Genomic DNA, 21,698 nt, shown 5'->3' with positions numbered 1-21,698 from the left:
CGCAACCACCACGCCGCCGCAGAAGAAATCCGCCGCGCCACCACCGGCACCAACCTCGGCTAACCTAGCCTCGCGACCCTGGGGAACTTCACCGAGCAACTCTGGGGAAAATCGATGAGCGCCATCAGAACCAGCGGCAGGGCCCTTTCATCACACAACACGCAACGCACTCTCGCCATGCTGTTGTGGACTATGTATGTTTGATGGCGACAAATACAGGCATACAGCGTGTACTGTCAATCATTAGGTTGCTCAACTCTGTTGTAACGGTCAGTGAATCGACGTGGGCATAGTCTGTATTGTCGAAATCATGACAGCACTAACGCAGATCCCAGAACCGTGGAATCAGGCCATGAAAGTGGCCGGTGCCGTAAACCCACAGAGCGGCGAGGCCAGCCTCAACCAACTCGCCAAGATGGCAGGCACCTACGCCTCCACCCTGTCTCGCATGGTGCGAGGTGACTACCGCCGCGAGGGAGCCAGCCCCGAGGTGATCGCCAAGGTGGCCGTCGCCCTCGACAAGGCGCCCAGCGAGGTGGCCGGTTGGCTCAACATCGAATGGGCCGCCGAAGGCCCGTGGACCCCACCGCCCGGCGCAGACCTCATGGATACCCGGCAACGTCAGGCCGTTGAGGAGATAATCCGAGTGTTCATCCGCGACGCACGCCGATAGCACGCCATGACGCGGACGGAAGCTGACAGACCATCACTCATGTACCACGAACATTCCCCCCTGTTAGGGACGCATTTCGGGTAGCGCGGTTCTGATGATTCCACGGTCCGGTAATCCAGATGTCTCCGGTTCGTGCTGCAATCCCCGGCTCGTTGTTGGTCGGCGTCGGCGTGAGTGTGCCTGCGCCGACGCCCCTGTCTCCACTGTGCTCCGCGTGACGTAGGTGGCCTGGGGCAACGCGCCGGAGAGACAGTGGAGTGCCGCGGGGGCGGGACACCGGCAGGCAGGACGGGAACTGACAAGCACGGAGCGGATCCAGCGGCTTTGGCCGTCGGATCGCGTGCTGTCCGGTGTGTGCAGGGTGGCCGACGATAATGGGCGATTACCGCAGACACCCCCGCAACCCCGCCGGGCGCCGCGGTCGCCGCCCGCAACGGCGGTACGGGCCGGTCCCACCGGGCGACGCCGCAACGTCACGTGACGTTGCGGCGTCGCCCCGGGCTGTGTGGGTGGGTCAGTGCGCGCGGAGGCGCAGCCGCTCGACTGCGCGTTGAAAGGCGTCCGCGTGCCGGCCGATCGCGTTCTGCCGGGTGCTGCGCGGGTCGATGTCGTCGCTGGTGCCGTCATCGCGGCGCCGCAGCCACATCGCGTAGTTCTCGATGTCGCGGCCGAACTTGGACGGGTACACAATGCCGTGGGCAAGCGACCCGTCGTCGAGCACCTGGCCGCGGACCCACCCGGCGACGGCCGTGGTGAGCAGGCGGGCCGCGGCACCATCGGCGGTCAGGTGCGACAGCTGGAGCTCGTCGATCCCGTGCTCGTCGGCCAGGGTGCTGCGCAGCTGCTTGTCGAAAGCGCCGATGCTGTCCGACGCGGTGACGTCGACGAACCAGCCGACGGTAGGCAGCTCGAACTCGTAGATGGCGCGGATCTCCCGCCAGTGCTTCGACACCGAGCGTGCCGCCATACCGCCGTGCGCGGGCAGCTCATTGGCGATCTGTTCGTGCAGGAACAGATCGTCATCGGCGGTGACGTCGTCGAAGACGTCGGACATCGTGATCGGGGACGTCTGGTCCGGTTCGATGTAGGAGAGGACCTCGAGCAGAGCGCCCTGCTCCGTGCTGCCCGCGTAGATGGTGCGGCCGATGGTGTCCTAGCGGCTCCACTCATCCCGGGGGACCGCTGCAGTTGCCCGCTCCGGTATCGGCCGCAGCGGCGGGTCGAACGGTCCGCGCCCCACCCTGGCGACGCGGTACACGGTCCGCTCAGCGCTGGCCGCCAGTACGAGGCCTGTCCGGGCGCAGACGCGCGGCGCCGCCGGCGCCGAATCGGGGGTGGGCACGAGCGTGCGGCCTCCTCCTACTCGCTACATGCGGACGAGTAGAAGTATAGGAACGGGGCACGACCCGCGTTGGCGGCGTGTCAGGCGTAGTAGTCGTCGTTGACGAACGCGCCCGCTGCTGCGTACACGGATTTGGCGTCGTTGCTGCGGATGAGGTCCGCCGGGGTGGCCCCGTCGAAGCGCGGGTTCGCCGAGATCAGCCAGGATCGGGCGACGTACTCGTCGTCGGCGTCGGCGATCGCAGTGAACACGGTGTGCGCCAGCTTGATGCGCTGCACCTTGGCGTCGGCGGGTTCCGCATGCCCCGGCTCGGTGGGAGGCTTGGCCCACTTCGGCGGCATCGACCGGCTCCGCGTGTCGGCCATGTAGGCGACCAGCGTCGGCCCCAGACGGTCGAGGAGGTACTGGACGACCTCGTGGATCGGCATCCTGGTCGTATCCGTGTGGTGAGGGGTCAGGGTGTCCGTCATCGCCGTTACCTCCTGTTCTGGTCGTCAACAGCAGCGCGTCACCTAGGATTACGCACTGTGTACGCCGAATAGTGCACTTGTTATATACGTCCGAATGTACGCCAGAGTGCACGAGTGCGCAGTGGTGACGGTCACTTTCCTCGCGCGCCGTCGAGCGTTCCCGCCTGCGGCGCCCGCGGGGCGGGCCCTGTCCGGTGGCAGCGCACCGCCTGCAGGCGAAGGCGCACGTGGCCTGCCGTGTGGTTGGCGCGCAACCGGCCCGCCGCCGATGCGCCGGAGGTGCCGGCCGACGCGTCGGCGTCGGCCCCTCGCCGGGCAGTCGATTGCGATGACCAGGGAACGTAGCGCGCAAGCCCGGTCAGATGTGGCCGCGGGCTCATCCGTTCGCGGCGAAGGTGCGTGCGGCGGCGAGGATGCGCTGGCCCGTTTCCTGAGAGTCGTCGGCACGCAGCAGCAGCGCGGGGGACTGATCGTCGAGGAGCGGGTTCAGTCCTTGCATCCACGCTTGGGCGATGGCCGGGGACTCGGCGTCGGCGATCATGGCTGCAACCTGGTAGGCCAGACGCAGCCGGGGGAGCACAACCGGGTTACGGATCTCGCGGCTGCCTTCGGCCCACTCGTGGACTGCCCGCGTCTCACGGACGTTGGCGATCACGGCGACGAGCCGCACCCCGAGCAGGTCTCGCAGTTGGGTGACCAACACCGACGGCTCGGCGCGGATTGCCTCCTCGTACGCGCGCTGGTCAGGGCGGGCTGGTGCTTGGGGTGTCATCATGCTCCCTCCAACACACAGTATCCCCCGCATGACTACGCATAACAATCACAACGCAATCCCGGGTCTGCCCCAGGGCTGCCGACGTGCATGACCGCACCGAACACCTCCCATGCGCTGGACGAGAGTGGCGCACCTCGACAGAGCGCCGCACTGGCGCCCGGGCCTCCGTAAGTTCGGTGGTCGAACCGGCACAGTGGCCCGTCTGGCACAAGTGGAGTCCAGGCGCCGTAGCGCGCAGACCCGCACTTGGAGGACGGGGCTTGCACGCTACGCGCCCGGTCGCTGCATCCTGGACTTGGCGGCGATGATCTCGACCTCGTAGTCGGTGCGGGCGCGGCGCCAGACCCTCGCCTGGCAGTCGAATGCGATGCCAGCAGAGGGCTGAGGTGGTTCACCCAGGCGCGGCGGGCTTTGAGCCCGGTGAGCACGCTGCGCATCTTGGTTTCGACGTAGCGGTAGTCGGCGTCGTCGAGTTGGGTTTCGTCGATGCCTTCCGCGGCGAGCTGCGCGGTGACCATGTCGGCGAGTGCGCGGGGCATAGCCCCGGCGTTCCGGGTCTAGGTGGTCAAGTCAATGGTGGTGCTCGGCGAACCTCTGATTGCGATCTGGGCCGGGGCGTCACCAGGATGCCCGCCACTGTTCGCCGCCAGGCCACCCGCGCCGGGAACAGTGTGCGGTCGTGACCGATTCCCCCAGTACTTCTTCGATGATCCATGTCCTCTCACGCGGCTGCGGCGGGCGGCACGATGCCCGCCGGCCCCTGGGCGCCGCCGCCCTGATCACGGGCGCGCTGCTCGCCGTCACCGGGTGCAGCGTCACCGGGGCCGCCGAACCCGCCGATGGCGCTCACTCTCCCGCGCCCGCACAGGCGGCGGAACTCGTCGACACTTACGACCTCTCCGACGCACAGTTCGCGCCCGCGGTCGCCCGGGCGCTGCCGGGCGGCACCCCGTTCGGCGGCATCTCCGGTCTCGAATCCCTCGGCGATGACCGCTACCTGGGGATCTCCGACGACCGCGCCGACAAAGGTCCGGCGCGCGTCTACCGGATGACCCTGCCGCGTACGCCCGATGGCGGCACCGGCCTCGCGCTGGTCACCGGCACGATCTTGCTCACCGACGAGAACGGGCGCGGTTTCGCGCCGGGTTCGGTGGACCCGGAGTCGATCCGGACGATGCCGGACGGGACCCTCCTGTGGACATCGGAGGGCGACGCCGAGGCGGGGATCGCACCGGAGATCACCGTCGCCGCCGAAGACGGCAGGGCGCTGCGCCGTTTCGTCATTCCGGCGTACCACCGCCCGGCCGATGGCGCCAGCGGGGTGCGCCCCAACAAGGCCTACGAGGGGCGCACCCTCTTCGACGGCGGCGCTCGCGCGGCCGTGCTCGCCGAGGGCCCGCTGGCGCAGGACCCGGACGCTCCCGGCGCGTCGCGCACCCGGCTGACCGTCTACGACGTGGCGTCGGGAGCCGCGACCACCGAGTACGCCTACCCTCTCGACGCCCCGCCGGAGGGCACCGACGAGCGCGGCGCCACCGAGATCCTCGCCACCGGCGACGGCCGCTTCCTTGTGTTGGAACGCAGCTGGATCAAGGGGCAGGGCACCGTGGGAAAGCTGTACCTGGTCGACACCGCCGGCGCCGATGACGTGCTGGGCGCCGCGGCCCTCACCGGGGGCGAGAAGCCGGTGGACAAGACGCTGCTGCTGGACTTCTCGCCGAACGGCGAGAACGTCGACAACATTGAATCGCTGGCGTGGGCGCCGGACCAGGCGGACGGCCGGCAAACGCTGCTGGTGGGGTCCGACGACAACTTCAACACCGGCGAACAGCGCAGCCTCATCCACACGGTCGCCGTCGCGTTGCCCGAGTAGCAGTCGCCGCTCGTCGGCGTCGGCGCCGATTCGGGGCGCCCACGAGGTTGACCTGGGCGCAAACCAGGGCAAGCATGGAGACTGTGCAGCGGGATGGACGGCCCGCAGGCGGGCCCCTCCGGCACCACTGCCGAACTCGGACGACCAGCTGCCGTCGACAGCCGAGCGCGGACGGCCGGCATAACAGCGAGGAGCCGCGATGAGTTCCGACAAGCCCACCACCACCGACGCCGGGATACCGGTGGAGAGCGACGAGCATTCCCTGACCGTGGGGCCGGACGGCCCCATCGTCCTGCACGACGCCTACCTGATCGAGCAGATGGCGCAGTTCAACCGGGAGCGGGTGCCCGAGAGGCAGCCGCATGCCAAGGGCGGCGGGGCGTTCGGGCATTTCCAGGTGACCGAGGATGTCTCCGCCTACACCAAGGCGGACGTGTTCCAACCGGGCCGGCGCACCGAGATGCTGGCGCGCTTCTCCACCGTCGCCGGCGAGCGAGGCAGCCCGGACACGTGGCGGGATCCGCGCGGGTTCGCCCTCAAGTTCTACACCGAGCAGGGCAACTACGACATGGTCGGCAACAACACGCCCGTGTTCTTCATGCGCGACCCGATGAAGTTCCAGCACTTCATCCGCTCGCAGAAGCGCCGGGCGGACACGAACCTGCGCGACCACGACATGCAGTGGGACTTCTGGACGCTCTCGCCGGAGTCGGCCCACCAGGTCACCTGGCTGATGGGCGACCGGGGCATCCCGCGGACCTGGCGCAACATGAACGGCTATTCCAGCCACACGTACATGTGGGTCAACGCGGACGGCGAGCGGTTCTGGGTCAAGTACCACTTCAAGACCGACCAGGGTATCGAGTGCCTCACGCAGGACGAGGCCGACCGGCTCGCCGGCGCGGACGGCGACTTCCACACGCGCGATTTGTACCGGGCGATCGAGCGCGGCGAGCACCCCAGCTGGACTCTGTATATGCAGATCATGCCGTTCGGCGACGCCGCCGGATACCGGTTCAACCCGTTCGACCTGACCAAGGTGTGGCCGCACAGCGACTATCCGCTGGTCAAGGTGGGCACGATGACCCTGGACGAGAACCCGGCGGATTACCATGCACAGATCGAGCAGGCGGCCTTCGAACCGAACAACATGGTGCCCGGCATCGGCCCCAGCCCCGATCGGATGCTGTTGGGCCGCGTGTTCGCTTACGCCGACGCGCACCGCACGCGCATCGGGGCCAACTACCGGCAGCTGCCGGTGAACCATCCGAAGAACGCACCGGTGCACTCGTATTCCAAGGATGGCGCGATGCGCTACTACAACGCCACCGACCCGGTGTACGCGCCGAACTCCAAGGGCGGGCCGTCCGCGGACACGGCGCGCTTCGGCGAGCCCGTAGCGTGGCCCGCCGACGGTGAGCTGACCCGCACGGCGGCATCCCTGCACGCCGAGGACGACGACTTCGGCCAGGCGGGCACGCTGGTTCGCGAGGTGATGGACGACGCCGCCCGTGAGCGGCTGGTGTCGAACATCGCGGGGCACCTGCTCGACGGGGTTTCGGAACCGGTGCTGCAGAGGGCGTTCGAGTACTGGCGCAATGTGGACGCCGGTCTGGGCGAGCGCGTGGAGGCGGCGGTGCGCGGCGGGCGGTGAGGCCCGGCCGGTCAGGCCCGGCCCGCCCGCGCGCGGTGCCGGTCGATGTACCGTGCGCGAGCCGCGGCGTCGAGTGCCACGTCGATGCCGGTGAACGCCAGCGCCAGGGCCCCGTCCACGGCGGTGTCGTCCGCTGCGGGCGACACCGCATCGTCGGCGAATCCCGCTGTGTGCGGATGGCTCCCGGCGCCGCGGATCGCGATCATCGGGTGGATGCCGGGGAGAGCGCGGGTGATGTCGCCCATGTCGGTGGACCCGACGGTGCGGGTGCCGCGGGCTGCGGGCGCGCGGCCGAGGACGGCGGCGTTCGCCGCGTAGTAGTGGGAGAGCATCGGGTCGGGTTCGAGTGCCGCGTACGGGGGCTGAGTCTGTTCGATGGCGACCTGCGCGCCGGTGGCGAGGGAACCGGCCTCGAAGCACGCGATGACGCGGCGGCGGAGCTCGTCGAGGGTGTCCGTCGCCGCAGCGCGCACCTCGCACTCGACGACGGTGTGCGCCGGGATGATGTTGGTGGCCTCGCCGCCTTCGCGCACGTACAGCCCGATCCGGCAGTCCGCGGTGAGCTGCTGGCGCAGCAGCCCGACGGCCACCTGGGCGACCACGGCGGCATCGGCGGCGTTGACCGCCTCGTGGGGTGCGGCGGACGCGTGCGCCGGCCTGCCGGTGTAGGTGACGGCGAAGCGGGCGACGGCGGGGGTCGCGACGTCCGCGGGGTGCACCTCGAAGGCCTCCGGGTGCACCATCATCGCCACCGTCACCGCGTCGAACACGCCGCGTTCGAGTAGCCGGATCTTGCCTCCGCCCTGCTCCTCGGCCGGAGTGCCAATGACGACGACGCGGACACCCGCCTCGTCGGCGACGTCGGCGAGGCCCAGCGCGGCGCCGACCGATGCGGCGGCGATGATGTTGTGCCCGCAGGCATGACCGAGCCCCGGCAGCGCGTCGTACTCCGCGCACAGGCCGATGGTGAGGTCGCCGTCGCCGTAGGTTGCGACGAACGCCGTGTCGAGGCCGCCGGCGCCGCGCTCGATGGCGAAACCCTCGGCTTCCAGCAGCTCTGAGGCCCGCTGCGCCGCGTGGTACTCGTCGAAAGCGAGCTCCGGTGCCGCGTGGATGTCGCGGCTCAGTGCGATGAGGCGGCCGCGTGCTGCGTCGATGCGGGCGCGGGCGCGGGCCTTGAGGGCGGCCGGGTCTTCGGTCGATTTCACGGGCACCATTGTCTCTCCTCCTCCGGCCGCCGCGCCGTCAGCCGGTGTGGCGGGGCGCCGGGCGCGGTGCGACGGCGGCGCCCTGCGTCACCGGCCCGGGCTGGGATCCGAGGGTGTCGGCCATCGTCGAGAGCCGCCCCGTCCCCGTGCCCTGCGTGCCGGCGAACGTGGTGAGGCGCCCGACCACCTCGTCCATGCCGCCGCTGATCTGCGCGGCACCGTCGCCGAGTGAAGACGGCCTGAGTGACCGCGGTCGCAGGAGAGTGGCGGGAGATGTGGGCCACGCAGGCGAGGCCCCGGTGACTTTCTTCATCGGAACACCGGTGGCCGGGGGTGCCGCCGGCGTTCGTCACGTACCGTTCCGCTCCGGACAGTGACGACCGGGCCTGCGTCGAGCACCGTTCATCTGAACGTCGACAGCGAGGTGTAGACAGTGCCGTTGCCCGAATCTCCGTATCCGAACATCACACGCAGGAGCCTGCTTCGAGGAGCCGGCGGGCTCGTGGGTATCGCTGCGGCCGGGGTGGTGCTCGCGGGCTGCGGGCAGGAGCCTTCGCCGGTAGGCGTGGGCGGGAATGGCGGCGGAGGCAATGGCGGCAACGCAGGCGGTGCGCGGCGCCCCTTGCCCATACCGCCGCTACTGGAGCCGCGCACAGTCGACGGAAACACGGTCTTCTCGCTCGAGGCGGTGACCGGGACCAGCGAGATTCTTCCCGGAGTGGCGACTCCGACGTGGGGCTACAACGGGTCGATCCTGGGGCCGACCATCCGGGCGCGCCGGGGCGATATCGTGCGTGTGGAGGTCAGCAACCGTCTGCCCGAAATGACGACGACGCACTGGCACGGGATGCACCTGCCCGCCCGGATGGACGGCGGCCCGCACCAGCCGATCCTTCCCGGCGGCACGTGGGCACCGGAATGGCGCATCGACCAGCAGGCGGCGACGCTCTGGTACCACCCGCACCCGCACGGGGTCACCGGTAAGCACGTGTACCGCGGGCTTGCCGGGCTGTTCATCGTCGACGATGACGCCTCCGACTCCCTGGACCTGCCCCGGGACTACGGCGTCGACGACATCCCGTTGATCGTCCAGGACCGCAGATTCGACGACGACGGAACGCTCGACGAGACCGACCTGCCGGATATGGGGCTGCTCGGTGACACGCCCGTCGTCAACGGTGTCACCGACCCGCACTTCGCCGCCATGGCGAGGCGGGTCCGCTTCCGCATCCTCAACGGTGCGACTATGCGCGTTTTCAACCTGCGCTTCTCCGATGGGCGCCCCTTTGCGATCGTCGGGTCCGACGGCGGCCTGCTCGACACGCCCCGGACGGTGGAGAACGCCTGCATCAGCCCCGGCGAACGCGTCGAAATCGTCGTCGACCTGGCCGCGGACGACAAGGTCACGCTGCGGAACGTGCGCTTCGCCGACAGCCTGGAGGTGGACGACGGCGACGCCCCGGATTTCGGCCTCGACGACGAGTTCGATCTGTTGACGATCTCCGGACCCGGCGCGGGCGAGGACCCCGGCGCGCTGCCGACGGAACTCAACACCACGCTCGGCGCGCTTCCGGACACCGACGGCGCGCGGCGGCGGAGCTTCGACATGGAATGGTTCCAGATCAATGGCAGGCGAATGGACATCAGCAGGGTCGACGAGGTGATCGACCACCCTGGCTGGGAGGTGTGGACGGTGTCCAACAAGGACAACTGGATCCACAACTTCCACGTCCACGACACCCAGTTCCGGGTGCTGTCCCTGGACCGGACGTCGACCACCCCGTTGACCGACGGGTGGAAGGACACCATCCTGCTCGCGCCCGGCGCGGTGGCCACGCTCGCCGTCCGGTTCACCGACTACACGTCCACTCGCTGGCCGTACATGTATCACTGCCACATGATGTATCACGAGGACCAGGGCATGATGGGGCAGTTCGTCGTCGTCGAGCCGGGCGAGGCCCCCGTCCCGGCGATCGGCAGCGGCCTCGACCAGGGCGACGCGGGCACGATCGCGTCGCCCGAGGACGGCGGCGGCCACGGGGATCACAGAGGGGATTGAACGGGCCGGGGCACGTTCCGGCAGGACACGAGCGGTGCGCGGGAGGCGTCCTTGGACGTGATCGAGGCGATGCGGACCACCGGCACCCGCCGGTACTACCGGGACGAGCCGATGCCGGAGGACGTCCTGTACGCGGCGTTCGACGCGGCCCGCCTCGCCCCGCAGGGCGGCAATCGGCAGCCCGTGCGCTGGATCGCGGTGCGTGACAGGGCACTGAAGGCGGCGCTGAAGGTGACGGATGCGGGCCTGGGGCGCACCAGTGTGGTGGGCGGGGCTTCGATCTATCCGACGATGCAGAACCTGTGCCTGGCGTTGCGCGCTGCGGGAGTGGCGCCGGCGGTGACGACGATGCTGTGCCGCGAAGAGCCGGCGGTGCGCGCACTGCTGGGCATCCCGGACGAGTACTTCACGGCGGCGTACGTGTGCGCCGGATACCCCGCCCGGCCGTTCCCCACGAAACTGCGGCGCCGGCCGGTGGAGGAGTTCGTCTACGCGGACAGGTTCGGGGAGCCGCTGTACGAGTGAGGGGTTGGGCGGGCTCGGGAAGAGTTTCCAACCGGGATGGACCCTGTTCCCTGGACTTGGCTTAGGGTGACGCCCATGGGGCGTGGGTCGGTGAAATCGGGCGGCGTGGTCGCACTCTGTGTGCTGGCGGCGTGCGGCTTAACGGCCTGCGGTTCCGGCGGCGACGGCGGGGTTACGGTGGACGACACCTGGTTCATGCAGACTGGCTCGCAGGTGCAGGGAATCGTCACGGCCACTGCAGGGGAGGACGCCGTCGGAGGGTTCATGCTGACCGAGGTGGAGTTCCGCGACGGCGACGACGAGGTGCTCGCGAGCACGCAGGGGCCGGCGATGGTCTCGTGGGCTGATCAGCAGTTCGCCGTGCCGGTCGAGGCCACGGTGCCGGGTGACGCGGCGGTGGAGTCGATGACCGCGACGACGCGTGTGAGCGACGAGAAGTTCCCTGATTTGTGGAGCCGGATCGAACCCGCCGACTCGTACGCGATCACCGGCGACGGGCCGTACGGGTTCACGGCGCAGTTCCTGCTACACGGCCTGCCCGATGAGACGCAGGTGGGTTCCGGGGTGACGATGAACCTGGGTGTGGCGTGCTACGACGCGGCCGGCGGGCTGATCGGCGGCACAGCGGAACAGGTCCCGGCGCCGGCCACGGGCGGGCTTCTCCGGGTGGACGCGCAGGTCGCGGCGGAGGGCCGACCGGACACGTGCCGGGCGTTTCCGGGGCACCTATGACGACCGGCTGCAGCCGAGTGAACCGCATTTGGCCGGACCCCGATTACTCCAGCGTGCGTAGGCGAAGGGCCTGACGTAGCTGACGAGACCGCCGGCGCGCCCGTCCTCATCATCCGCGTCGATTGCGCGCGGCGTAGTCTCGGGCGAGTCCCCGGCCAGGTGAGGCGATTGAGGTGCGATGACCGGTCTGCTCGTCGCCGGGCTCGCCATACTGATCGGGGCGGTGCTCCAACGGCTCTCCGGCACCGGGGTGGGCCTGGTGTGCGCTCCGGTGCTCACCGTGATCCTGGGGCCGGTCTCCGGGATCCTGGTCACCAACGCAACGACCACCGTCTCCGCGTTCCTGATCATGTTGGCGGTGCGCCGCGACATCGAATGGTGCCGTTACCTGCGCCTGGCGCCCGGGGTGCTGGTGGGTGCGGCCGTCGGCGCGCTGTTGGTGCGCGCCACCCCCGCCGGGTGGCTGCAGGTGCTCATCGGCGCGATGGTGCTCATCGCGCTGGCCACCACTTTCGGTATGCCGCGGATGCCGGTGCTCACAGCGCGGGCTCTGACCCCCGCTGCCGGTGCGCTCGGCGGGCTGTGCAACACCGCCGCGGGGGTCTCGGCGCCTGTGGTCGTCGTCTACGCCAAGCTCACCGGTTGGGGCCAGCGGGCCTTCGCGGCCACCATGCAGCCGACGTTTCTGACGATGGGGCTGGCCTCGGTGGGCATGAAGATCGGGTTCGGTGCCGCCCCGCTTGGTGAGCTCCCGCCGTGGTGGGTCTTCCCGTTGATCGCGGGGATCGTGGTGGTCGGCATCCGGCTCGGAGCCCTGCTGAGCACCCGGGTCTCCGCCGACGGGGCCCGCCGGGTGGCTATCGGCCTGGCCGGAATCGGTGGCGCCGCCGCCCTGGCCCGCGGGCTCGCGGCGTTGTGAACGCCGTCCGGGCATCGCACCGGTCGCGGCGGAACGTCCGGTGCCCGGATGGGCGACGGTGGTGCTGGCACGAGTGCGGATGCGGGTGTCCGCACGATGTCGGCGCAGCAATCCACGTGGGATGCTGGATCGATGGTGGAGTCGAGCGAAACTACTGCGTCCGGGCGGTCCGGGCCCGCGGCGTCGATCCTGCGGGTCGTCCTGGCATTGTTCACGCGGCGCTCCTGGGCCGAGCTGGCGTACGCGCTGGTCTCGCTGCCGGTGGGGATGGCCGGGTTCATCCTGGCGGTGGCTTCGTTGTCGATCGGCGGGGTGCTGGTCATCACGTTCGTCGGACTGCCGCTCATCGCGGTGACGGGGGCGGCGGCGCGATGGCTCGGAGGGTGCTGGCGAGCGGGCACCAATCGGCTGCTCGGCTGGGACGTCCCGGCACCGGCGCCGTTTCGAGCCCGCCGTCCGGGCATGCTCGGCAGGCTCGTGTCCGCGCTCCAGGATGGCACCGCCTGGCGGGCCATACTGTATTTCATCGTCAAGCTCCCGCTGGGCATCGCCTCGTCGGTCGTGAGCATTGTCTTGTATAGCTACGGGCTCGGGGCCCTGAGCTACGGGCTCTGGCGGCGGTGGCTGCCCTGCGTGGACGGCGGACCGGGTGCCCCCTGTCACCGCGCAATGCAACTCGGGGACGGGCGCTACCTGGAGTCGACCGCAGAGATCGTCTGGCTCGCCGTGGCCGGCGTCGTCGTGCTGCTGCTGGCCCCGTGGGCGGTGCGCGCTGTGCTGGCCGTGGAACGCCCGGTGCTGCGGGTGCTGCTGGGCCCGTCGCGCACCGCGTCCCGGGTCACCGAACTGGAGCACTCCCGTGCACAGGTGGTCGACTAATCCGCCGCCGCGCTGCGCCGCATCGAACGCAGCCTGCATGACGGGACGCAGGCGCGCCTGGTCACGCTGGCGATGAACGCGGGCCTGGCCAAGGAGAAACTGGCAGAGGGGGCCGACCCGGCCGCGGCCGTCCCGCTGCTCGACCGGGTGCACGTGCTGGCCAAGGAATCCATCGCGGAGGTCCGCGACCTGGCGCGCGGGATCCATCCGGCCGGGCTGGACGACGGCCTGGACACCGCGCTGCGCACCCTGGCCGCGCACAGCACAGTGCCGGTACGCGTGGCGACCGGCATCGAAGCCCGGCCGACGCCGGCGGTCGAGACGATCGCCTACCTGTGCGCGGCCGAACTGCTCACCAACGCTGTCAAGCATAGTGGCGCCGGGCGGATCGAGATCGACGTGCGCGCCGGGCGCGGTCGGCTGCGCCTCGCCGTTGCCGACGACGGTCGCGGCGGGGCGCGGCCCGGCGGCGGCACCGGATTGCCGGGTCTGGCCGAACGGGCCCGACCCGTCGACGGCACCATGACGATCGACTCCCCGTCCGGCGGCGGGACGACGGTGACCATCGAGCTACCGCTGTCCGCCGAGGACGCGCTGTGAGGATCGCCATCGCCGAGGACAGTGCCATCCTGCGCGACGGGCTGGTTCATGTGCTCACCGACAGCGGCCACCGGGTCACCGCCGCGGTGTCCGACGGCGACCGGCTGCGGACCGCGGTGGCCACCGCGGCGCCGGACGTGTGCATCGTCGACGTCCGGATGCCGCCGTCGTTCACCGACGAGGCACTGCACACCGCGCTCGCGCTGCGCCGTGCGCACCCGGAGGTCGGGGCGCTGATCTTCTCCCAGCACATCGAGACCCGCTACGCCACCGAATTGTTGGCCGGGTCGCCGCGCGGGGTCGGCTACCTGCTCAAAGACCGGGTCGCCGAGGTGCGCGAGTTCGTCGAAGCGCTCGAACGGGTGGCGGCCGGCGGCACCGCCCTGGACCCGGAGGTGGTTGCGCAACTGCTGCGGGCCGGCCGGCGCACCGACCGGCTGGCCGCGTTGACCCCCCGGGAAACCGAGGTGCTTGGAGCGATGGCGCAGGGCCTGTCCAATGCCGGCATCGCGGCGGCCCTGGTCATCACCGAGCGGGCGGTGGAAAAGCACATCGCCGGCATCCTGACCGCACTCGACCTTCCGCGCACCGCGACCGGTAATCGCCGGGTGCTCGCGGTGCTCCGCTACCTGCAGGACCGGCCCGGGCCCGGGTGATCGGGCCCTGAAGCCCGCCGGGCCTGCGCCGGTTCCCCGCAAACGGGGGGATCCGGGCCGTTCGTCGGCCGGTAGCCTTTCCGCGTTGTTCGGGTCCGGTACGCCCCGTGCCCGGCCGTGGGCGCACGTGCCGGGCCGGTTGGAGCCGAATCAGGAGTGATGGTGCCGGAATCTGAGATCGTGCTTGCCCCCGGCCAACGCGAGAGCCCCGTGGCCGCGCGGACGAGCCGCATGCGATGGGCCGGTGTCGCCGGCGGGATCGTCCTGGCGGTCGTGGTCTTCTTCGCACTGCCGTCCGGGGTGGGGCATTCGGCCCGCGTCACCGCAGCGACCGCGCTGCTGATGGCCGTGTGGTGGATGACCGAGGCGATCCCGATCCCAGCGACCGCGCTGCTGCCGGTTCTGATCTTCCCGGTGGCGCGGATGACCGATGCGGACGGCGAGCCGATCGGGTTCGACACCGTCGGCGCTTCGTACGGCAACAACATCATCTTCCTGTTCATGGGCGGATTCCTGCTGGCCTTGGGTATGCAGCGGTGGAACCTGCACCGGCGCATCGCCATGCACATCGTCCGGGTGATGGGCAGCCGATCGCACCGGATGATCGGCGGGTTCATGATCGCCACCGCCTTCATCAGCATGTGGGTCTCGAACACCGCCACCGCGGTGATGATGCTGCCGCTGGGCATGTCGGTGCTCGGGCTGGTCTCCCGGGAGATGTCCGTCCGTGGCGGCGCGGAAGGCGTGGACGACGGCGCCGCGGGCCGCGACGGGGTCGTCGACGACGTGGTGCGCTCGAAGTTCGGCACCGCATTGATGCTCGGCATCGCCTATGCGGCTTCGCTGGGCTCGTTGGCCACGATCATCGGCACCCCGCCGAACACGCTGCTTGCCGGCTACATGTCAGACAACTTCGGCATCCATATCGGCTTCGGGCAGTGGATGATGGTGGGCCTGCCGCTGGCGGTGGTGTTCCTGTTCATCTGCTGGCTGCTGTTGACCCGGGTGCTGTTCCGCCCGGAGATGGACGAGATCCCGGGCGGCCGCGAGCTGGTGGCCACCGAACTGCGCAAGCTCGGCCCGATGTCCACCGGCGAGAAGCGGGTGCTGGTGATCTTCATTGCTGCCGCGCTGAGCTGGGTGTTCGTGCCGGTGATCTGGGATGATCCGCCGATCAGCGACGCCGGCATCGCGATGGCCGCGGGCGTGGCGCTGTTCCTGCTGCCCGCCGGCACCGGGCGCGGGGTCAAGCTGTTGGACTGGGACACCGCGCTGGAGCTGCCGTGGGGGGTGCTGCTGCTCTTCGGCGGCGGCCTGGCACTGTCCGGCCAGTTCACTTCGTCCGGGCTGTCGCTGTGGATCGGCGAGCAGGTCGAGGGCCTGGGCGTGCTGCCGGTGGTGCTCATCGTGGTCATCGTTGCAGGACTGATCCTGGTGCTCACCGAGCTGACCAGCAACACCGCCACCGCCGCGACGTTCCTGCCGGTGGTCGCCGGCGTTGCGCTGGGCATCGGGCTCGATCCGATGCTGCTGACCATCCCGACCGCGCTGGCCGCCTCTTGCGCATTCATGCTGCCGGTGGCCACGCCGCCGAACGCGGTCGCCTACGGCTCCGGCTACGTCACGATCGGATCGATGGTGCGCGGCGGTTTCTGGCTCAACCTGGTGGGCATCGTGCTGGTCACGGTGACCACGATGACCCTCGCGGTGTGGGTGTTCGGACTGACGGTCTAGGAGCCGCGGCACGGGTGGGTGCGGGGCAGTGAACGCCCCTGGTTTTAATTCAAGTCAAAGAGTAGCGTGTGGGTTGCAATAGAGCGCCGCTCGTCCGTGCAGCCCCCAAAGCCTTCGCGCACCGGGCCGCCCGCACGGCTGGGTGACGCCGCGACTCCCCAGTTCAAGGAGGAATCATGGGTTCGGAAGTCGTCTTCGGGAGCCTCAGCGACTGGATCACCGACAACATGAACACCAGCCCGTTCGCCCGTGCCTCCGCAGTGCTGTGGGTCCCGATCTTCGCGTTGTTCCAATCACTGTGAAGGGGCCGGCGCCGCTCAGACGCCGACCATGGACAAGCGGCCGCGGCTACGTTCCTGCCCTGAGGGCCGTCAGCCCGAGACTGATGTACTCGGGTACCGCGGCGGCGGCGTGGTCCTCGCCGGCGGCGGCGCCGGCTTGCGTCCGGTGGGCGATGCCGGCGGCGATGACGCCGATCTTGAGGTAGGCCAGACCCGTGTAGAAGTCCCAGTGCGGCAGGTCGGATCCGGTGGCCGCGGCATAGCGCTCCGCCAGGTCCTGCGGCCCCGGGATACGCGCCTGGGTCCAGGCTGCGGGGAACCCGAGCACGCTGTCCAGTGCAGCGTGCCGGTACGCGCACATCATGGCGACGTCCGCGAGGGGATCGCCCAGCGTGGACAGTTCCCAGTCGACCACGGCGACGATCCGTCCGGGGTCGTCAGGAGCGAGCATGACGTTGTCGATCCGGTAGTCGCCGTGCACGATCGACGCGGCCGATGATTCGGGGATCCGTTCCAGCAGCCGCTTGCCCAGCACTTCGACGTCCGGCAGGTCGCCCGTGGCCACGTACTCCCACTGGCGCAGCCACCGCGTGGCCTGCCGCTGCAGGTACCCGTCCGGACGCCCGAAGTCGCCCAGCCCCGCCGCCGTGTAGTCCACCGCGTGCAGCGCGGCGAGCAACTGCATCATCTCGCCGGTGCACGCCGCGATGTCCGCGTCGGTGAGCGCCGCGAGCTCGTCGGCGGTGCGGACCACCTTTCCGTCGACGAAACCCATGACGGTGAACGGCGCGCCGATCACAGACTCGTCCTCGCACAGCGCCACCGCGGGCGCCACCGGGACTCCGCTGCCGGCGAGCGCGCTGGTCACCCGGTATTCGCGCGTCATGTCGTGCGCGGACGGGGTGAGCCCGGCGAGCGGCGGCCGCCGCACCACCCACGCCGTGCCCGCCTCGTCGGCGACGCGGAACGTCAGGTTGGACTTCCCGCCCGCGAGCCTCGTCGCGGTGAGGGTGCCGACGACGTCGGCCTGCTCGGCGAGATATGCGCCGAGGGCGTCCAGGTCGAGGGCACGCTCGGTGTCGGCCGCGTTGCTGTTCATCGTGACTCTTCCTCCCGGGCCTGCACGGCGCGCCGCACGGCCCTTTTCGCGATCGACCACCGGTGCACCTCGGAGGGCCCGTCGTAGATGCGGAACGGGCGCACCTCGCGCTGCAGACGGCTCAACGGCAAGTCCTCGGACACGCCCATTCCTCCGCACAGTTGGATGCTGCGGTCGATCACCCGGTCGATGGCCTCGGCGCCGTAGACCTTGGCGATGGAAGTGGAGGTGGCGCCCAAGTCCCCCGCGTCCAGGTCGGCGCACGCGGTGAGCAACAGCGCGCGCGTCGCGGCGAGGTCGATCTCGTTGTCCGCGATCATCTTCTGCGCCATGCCCAGGTCGCCGAGCCGCCGGCCGAACAACCGCCGGCCCGCGCTGTAATCCAGCGCGATGTCGTGGGCGCGGCGCGCCGACCCCAGCCACCTCATCACATGCGTCATCCTCGCGGGGCCCAGGCGCACCTGGGCGTAGCGGTAACCCTCGTCCACCTCGCCCAGCACGGCGTCGTCGGGCAGCTGCAGCCCGTCGAACGTCACTTCGCAGTGCCCGCCCACCATCGAGCGGTCGATGGTGGGGATGTGCCGGCCCACGCGGATGCCGGCCGCCTCCGCCGGGGCGAGGAACATCGTCGCCCCGCCGCGATCGCCAGGGGCGCCCGCCGTGCGCGCCATGATGATGAAGAATCCGGCGCCGTCGGCCCCGGTGATGAACTGCTTGGCGCCGTCGATCCGCCAGCCGCCGGGCACCCGCGCGGCCGTCGTGGCGAGTGCGGCCGGATCGGCGCCCGCACCCGGTGGCGGCTCGGTCATCGCGAACGCCGAGCGCACCTCGCCGCGGCACAGCGGCGCCAGGAAGCGCACCTTCTGTTCGGCGGACGCGATGTGGGCGAGCATGTGGATGTTGCCCTCGTCAGGCGCGGCGATGTTCAGGGCGGCGGGCCCGAACACCGAGTATCCGGCCTCTTCGAACACAGGCGCGCGGTCGCGCATGTCCATGCCCAGGCCCCCGTACTCGACGGGTGCGTGGGGCGCGAACACGCCGGCATCACGGGAGTACTGCTGGATTGTCGCGCGGAACGAGTCCCCGCCGGCGGCGGTGATGTCGCCGGCGTGTTCGTTCTCGAGCGGCAGGATGCGTTCGCGGACCAGTCGCCGCGTCGCCTCCGCGACGCGGCGGGCCCGTGCCGTGGGCGTGAGGTCGATGGCCATGGGCACCTCTTCTGTGCGGGGTGTCGGCGCAGGAGCCCGCCGGGGTTCGTGCCCGGCCGGGGGACGTTCCCGCGATCCCGACCGAGCGATCGATCGGCTCGGGACAAGGTTGGCACCGGCCCCGCACGCCTGTCAAGAGTCGTCGGCGGTCACGGCGGGGGCGGGAAGCCTGCGATGCGGCGCGCGATGTCGAGCTGTCGCGCGACGACCTCGTCGGCGGTCAGCACGCCTGTTGGGTCGTACCAGCCCGCGACGGCCACGCACAGTGACGCGGCGGCGCGGGCGCCATCGTCGACGTGCCCGCAGCGGAAGGTGCCGTCGGCCACGCCCTGGGCGATGATGTCGGCGATCATGCGCTGCTGCTCGTCGCGCTGCGCGATGTGCCGGAGCAGCAGCGTGTCGTCCATGCTTCGCATCTCGGTGGACGCGACGAAAGCGTCGTCGCGCCGGAGCATGTGGAACCGCAGCAGGCACTCCAGTACGTTGTCGAAGCGTCCGAGTGCCGTGCCGTCCGAATCTGCTTCCGCGGCGCGGGTGTGCGCCAACATGCGGTCCATGGTCGCGTCGACGAGGGCGCCCAGGATCGCCTGCTTGGACCTGTGATGGTGGTACAGCCCCGGCACCGACAGCCCTGCCGCTTCGGCCACCGCGCGGATCGACGTCGCGTGATAACCGTTGCGGGCGAACAGCCCGCGTGCCGCCCGGAGCGTGGGCGTGAGCCCGTCATCGGAGAAGTCGCGCCAGTCCGTCACCGCCTGAGGATAGCGAGCGAGCGATCGCTCGGGCAATGGTTAGTCCGGGACGCCGGTGGCAATTCGACCGTGGTCCATGGCGACGGTCGACTAGGCAATCCGAGTTCCCTTCGGAAGCTTCCCCGCCGGCACACGCAGCCGGCGTGCGGCGACAAACACCCCGATGAATCCGAATACGGCGTTCACTAGCAGTCCCACGGGCCAGCTATCGCCGACACGTGACTTCGCGTGTGCATTCTGAGCTTGATAGAACGTCCGGTAGTCGGTGGGGTCGGTGGTATACCGCGCCATCGATTCGTGGCAGCGCGGAGCGTTGATGTAGGGACCGGCGCGGGCCCTGGACAACATTTGTGAAATCGGGGTCATTATTGTAGGGTCAGTCGGCCGTTGGCCAGCGATCCAGCTGTTGTTGTTGGAGACCGGATTATCGTGTTCGGCTACAACATCTGGAAGAATGAGGAATGGATTTGGTGCCAGCAGCCACCAGATATGTTCTGTGTGATAGAAGGTCTCAGTCTGCTCGACATCGTGACAAACGGGCTCTTTCGTAGGTGATATACCCGGCTCGCTGGAACGTGCCGGGTATGCGTATTTTCCTCGCACCACCTGATGTTCTTGCGATGTGGTGGTGTAGAAGAGGCCGAACAGCGCCGGAAGCCCGAGAATCAGAAAGAACACAGTCGCCTGTGTCAATACCGCGGATCCCGCGGGCCGGGCGGTGAGTGCGGAGAATCCTAGGCCGATACCGCCGTAGCAGGCGAACAGCAGGCACAGGACGACTACACCGAGTAGTCCGATTGCAATGCCGTAAGGCGCCGCGATCATCCCCCAGATCAGGAATGGGGAGGAAATCGCGACCAGGGCCAGACAGGACACCCAGTTGCCGGCCAGCTTGCCGACCACCAGCTGCCGATTGCTGATCGGCGTCGCTTGGACCAGCGCAAGTGTGGCGTCTTTGCGATCGCCGTTGATGGCGGTGGCGGTCAGGGTCGGTGCCAAGATGATGCCGAAGAAAAGTTCCGCCGCCATGACGATCGCGTACAGATTCCGTGCCCAGTCGCGGTAGCTCGCACCGCCGGAGATCATCGCAATATACATCGACCCGAAGACCGCGACGGCGAGCACGACGAAGGCGATGCCGAGCGTCGCTTTCCACCGGGTGGTACGCAACCGCTGCCGGAGCTCGAGTTGCATGAGGACGCCGACGACCGACCACCATCCGAGAGCCCGCTCCTTGCGCGACGCCGATACATCGACGCCGGACTCGTGCGTTGTGCTGGTCAACGGTCAGGTCCTCTCCGTGTCCAACGCGAGGTAGGTGTTCTCGAGTGCGGAGTCGATGCGGGAGAATTCGGCGATACGCGCACCAGCGGTGATCAGTTCGCCCAGGTGGCGTGCGGCGGTCTCCTCGTCGGCGAAGGTCATCGTCGTGGCACGGGCCGCCGACTGACCGGCTTCCCGAATCCGCCAAAGACTGCCTTCGGGTCGATCGGAATACCGGGTACGTCCCGCGGTCATGATCACCACGTCGTCGACCATCTCCGATAATTCAGTGAGAATGTGCGACGAGATCAGAACCGCACAGCCCCGATCGGCCATCGCACGCAGTTGGTCCCGCAGTTCCCTGCGCGAGCGTGGATCCATGCCGGATGCAGGTTCGTCGAGCAGGAGAACTCGTGGCCGGTGGGCCAACGCCCGCGCAAATCCGAGTCTTTGCTTCTGGCCCCGTGAGAGTTCGTGCGCCGGGCGGTCAGCGAATTCGTTGAGATGAACCAGCTCGAGGAGCTCGGCTGCGCGCACGCGTGCTTTCTGCGTCGATCGTCCGTGCAGGCGTCCGAACAGAATCAGAATCTCGGTGGCCGTCAGGCTGTCCCAGGTGCCGAATACATCCGGCATCCAGCCGACCACCGTCCGCAGCTGCGCCGACTCTGCTTCGACATCGTCGAGCTCCATGACACCGGAATCGGGTGCCAGAAGTCCGGCGAGCATGAGAAGCAATGTTGTTTTGCCCGCACCGTTGGGCCCGACCAAGCCGGTGATGCTGCCCGACTTCAACGTCACAGACGCATGCTCGACGGCGACGTGCCGGCCGAACGTGCGTGTCAGGCCGCGCGCAGTCAGTGCCATGCTGAGACTGTACCGAGTGTTGATTATCGAGGGTGCGTGCGGTGGATTCGGTGATGAGCCATCAAATGGACTGCGGAGCGCAGCCACCTGAGATCAACTGGAAAGTCGATGGCGCCGGTCGGTGATCCGCAG

General features: G+C 69.3%; 22 protein-coding genes. 12 read left to right on the top strand and 10 right to left on the bottom strand.

Features of this window, described 5'->3' with window-relative positions; translation table 11 throughout:
- Positions 1-310: 310 nt before the first annotated feature.
- On the top strand, positions 311-673 hold the full coding sequence (locus JJ683_RS10680) for a helix-turn-helix domain-containing protein (RefSeq protein ID WP_200173932.1): 363 nt from the start codon (positions 311-313) through the stop codon (positions 671-673).
- Between the two features lie 514 nt (positions 674-1,187).
- On the opposite strand, the gene JJ683_RS10675 is transcribed toward JJ683_RS10680, so the two are convergent.
- The 3 genes from JJ683_RS10675 to JJ683_RS10665 form a co-directional block, all read right to left on the bottom strand.
- Positions 1,188-1,727: an RES domain-containing protein gene (locus JJ683_RS10675; RefSeq protein ID WP_345601921.1), complete on the bottom strand. Its 540-nt coding sequence runs from the start codon at positions 1,725-1,727 to the stop codon at positions 1,188-1,190.
- A gap of 368 nt (positions 1,728-2,095) precedes the next feature.
- On the bottom strand, positions 2,096-2,485 hold the full coding sequence (locus JJ683_RS10670; protein WP_200173931.1) for an antitoxin Xre/MbcA/ParS toxin-binding domain-containing protein: 390 nt from the start codon (positions 2,483-2,485) through the stop codon (positions 2,096-2,098).
- Positions 2,486-2,861: 376 nt separating this feature from the next.
- On the bottom strand, positions 2,862-3,260 hold the full coding sequence (locus tag JJ683_RS10665; protein ID WP_372435283.1) for a hypothetical protein: 399 nt from the start codon (positions 3,258-3,260) through the stop codon (positions 2,862-2,864).
- A gap of 679 nt (positions 3,261-3,939) precedes the next feature.
- Here JJ683_RS10665 and JJ683_RS10660 point away from each other — a divergent pair.
- Positions 3,940-5,133, top strand: coding sequence for an esterase-like activity of phytase family protein (locus tag JJ683_RS10660; protein WP_200173929.1), 1,194 nt, complete (start codon positions 3,940-3,942; stop codon positions 5,131-5,133).
- Positions 5,134-5,332: 199 nt separating this feature from the next.
- Positions 5,333-6,787, top strand: a complete 1,455-nt coding sequence (locus JJ683_RS10655) for a catalase (RefSeq protein WP_200173927.1) — start codon at positions 5,333-5,335, stop codon at positions 6,785-6,787.
- Between the two features lie 11 nt (positions 6,788-6,798).
- Here JJ683_RS10655 and JJ683_RS10650 read toward each other — a convergent pair whose 3' ends face one another.
- Positions 6,799-8,004, bottom strand: a complete 1,206-nt coding sequence (locus JJ683_RS10650) for an amidohydrolase (RefSeq protein WP_200173925.1) — start codon at positions 8,002-8,004, stop codon at positions 6,799-6,801.
- Positions 8,005-8,032: 28 nt separating this feature from the next.
- The gene (locus tag JJ683_RS10645; protein ID WP_200173923.1) at positions 8,033-8,191 is read right to left on the bottom strand and encodes a hypothetical protein; all 159 of its coding nucleotides are present in this window, start codon (positions 8,189-8,191) and stop codon (positions 8,033-8,035) included.
- A gap of 306 nt (positions 8,192-8,497) precedes the next feature.
- On the opposite strand from JJ683_RS10645, the gene JJ683_RS10640 reads away from it, so the two are divergent.
- The 9 genes from JJ683_RS10640 (at position 8,498) to JJ683_RS19440 (ending at position 16,401) form a co-directional block, all read left to right on the top strand.
- The gene (locus JJ683_RS10640; protein ID WP_307810849.1) at positions 8,498-10,054 is read left to right on the top strand and encodes a multicopper oxidase family protein; all 1,557 of its coding nucleotides are present in this window, start codon (positions 8,498-8,500) and stop codon (positions 10,052-10,054) included.
- Positions 10,055-10,105: 51 nt separating this feature from the next.
- Positions 10,106-10,579, top strand: coding sequence for a nitroreductase family protein (locus JJ683_RS10635; RefSeq protein WP_200173921.1), 474 nt, complete (start codon positions 10,106-10,108; stop codon positions 10,577-10,579).
- A gap of 105 nt (positions 10,580-10,684) precedes the next feature.
- Complete coding sequence (locus JJ683_RS10630) at positions 10,685-11,311, top strand: hypothetical protein (RefSeq protein ID WP_207280138.1); 627 nt, start codon at positions 10,685-10,687, stop codon at positions 11,309-11,311.
- A 178-nt stretch (positions 11,312-11,489) separates the two neighbouring features.
- Entirely contained in the window at positions 11,490-12,230 is a 741-nt protein-coding gene (locus JJ683_RS10625) for a sulfite exporter TauE/SafE family protein (protein ID WP_200173918.1), read from the top strand.
- A 132-nt stretch (positions 12,231-12,362) separates the two neighbouring features.
- Positions 12,363-13,109 carry a sensor domain-containing protein gene (locus JJ683_RS10620; protein ID WP_200173916.1) on the top strand — a complete coding sequence of 249 codons (747 nt, stop codon included), beginning with the start codon at positions 12,363-12,365 and terminating at the stop codon, positions 13,107-13,109.
- Positions 13,110-13,121: 12 nt separating this feature from the next.
- The gene (locus JJ683_RS10615; RefSeq protein ID WP_277952119.1) at positions 13,122-13,709 is read left to right on the top strand and encodes a sensor histidine kinase; all 588 of its coding nucleotides are present in this window, start codon (positions 13,122-13,124) and stop codon (positions 13,707-13,709) included.
- Complete coding sequence (locus tag JJ683_RS10610; protein WP_200173912.1) at positions 13,706-14,365, top strand: response regulator transcription factor; 660 nt, start codon at positions 13,706-13,708, stop codon at positions 14,363-14,365. Before JJ683_RS10615 ends, JJ683_RS10610 begins: the two co-directional genes overlap by 4 nt.
- Positions 14,366-14,524: 159 nt before the next feature.
- Positions 14,525-16,099 (top strand): SLC13 family permease, encoded by a 1,575-nt coding sequence (locus JJ683_RS10605; protein WP_200173910.1) that lies wholly within the window; start codon positions 14,525-14,527, stop codon positions 16,097-16,099.
- Between the two features lie 176 nt (positions 16,100-16,275).
- Positions 16,276-16,401: a hypothetical protein gene (locus tag JJ683_RS19440; protein ID WP_277952118.1), complete on the top strand. Its 126-nt coding sequence runs from the start codon at positions 16,276-16,278 to the stop codon at positions 16,399-16,401.
- A 46-nt stretch (positions 16,402-16,447) separates the two neighbouring features.
- Here JJ683_RS19440 and JJ683_RS10600 read toward each other — a convergent pair whose 3' ends face one another.
- The 5 genes from JJ683_RS10600 to JJ683_RS10580 all read right to left on the bottom strand — a co-directional run bounded on the left by JJ683_RS10600 (position 16,448) and on the right by JJ683_RS10580 (position 21,566).
- Positions 16,448-17,479, bottom strand: a complete 1,032-nt coding sequence (locus JJ683_RS10600) for a phosphotransferase family protein (RefSeq protein ID WP_200173908.1) — start codon at positions 17,477-17,479, stop codon at positions 16,448-16,450.
- A complete protein-coding gene (locus JJ683_RS10595) occupies positions 17,476-18,687 on the bottom strand; it encodes an acyl-CoA dehydrogenase family protein (protein ID WP_200173906.1) in 1,212 nt (403 codons plus the stop codon). The genes JJ683_RS10600 and JJ683_RS10595 overlap by 4 nt, the downstream gene beginning before the upstream one ends.
- Before the next feature lie 149 nt (positions 18,688-18,836).
- On the bottom strand, positions 18,837-19,439 hold the full coding sequence (locus JJ683_RS10590) for a TetR/AcrR family transcriptional regulator (protein WP_200173904.1): 603 nt from the start codon (positions 19,437-19,439) through the stop codon (positions 18,837-18,839).
- Positions 19,440-19,529: 90 nt separating this feature from the next.
- On the bottom strand, positions 19,530-20,723 hold the full coding sequence (locus JJ683_RS10585) for an ABC transporter permease (RefSeq protein WP_242474605.1): 1,194 nt from the start codon (positions 20,721-20,723) through the stop codon (positions 19,530-19,532).
- Positions 20,724-20,726: 3 nt separating this feature from the next.
- Positions 20,727-21,566, bottom strand: coding sequence for an ABC transporter ATP-binding protein (locus JJ683_RS10580; protein WP_200173902.1), 840 nt, complete (start codon positions 21,564-21,566; stop codon positions 20,727-20,729).
- Positions 21,567-21,698: the final 132 nt, after the last annotated feature.

The organism is Tomitella cavernea (assembly GCF_016599145.1).
GTDB lineage: Bacteria > Actinomycetota > Actinomycetes > Mycobacteriales > Mycobacteriaceae > Tomitella > Tomitella cavernae.
Note: the sequence above shows the minus strand (reverse complement) of the source record. Positions and strands in the feature narration are given on the sequence as shown.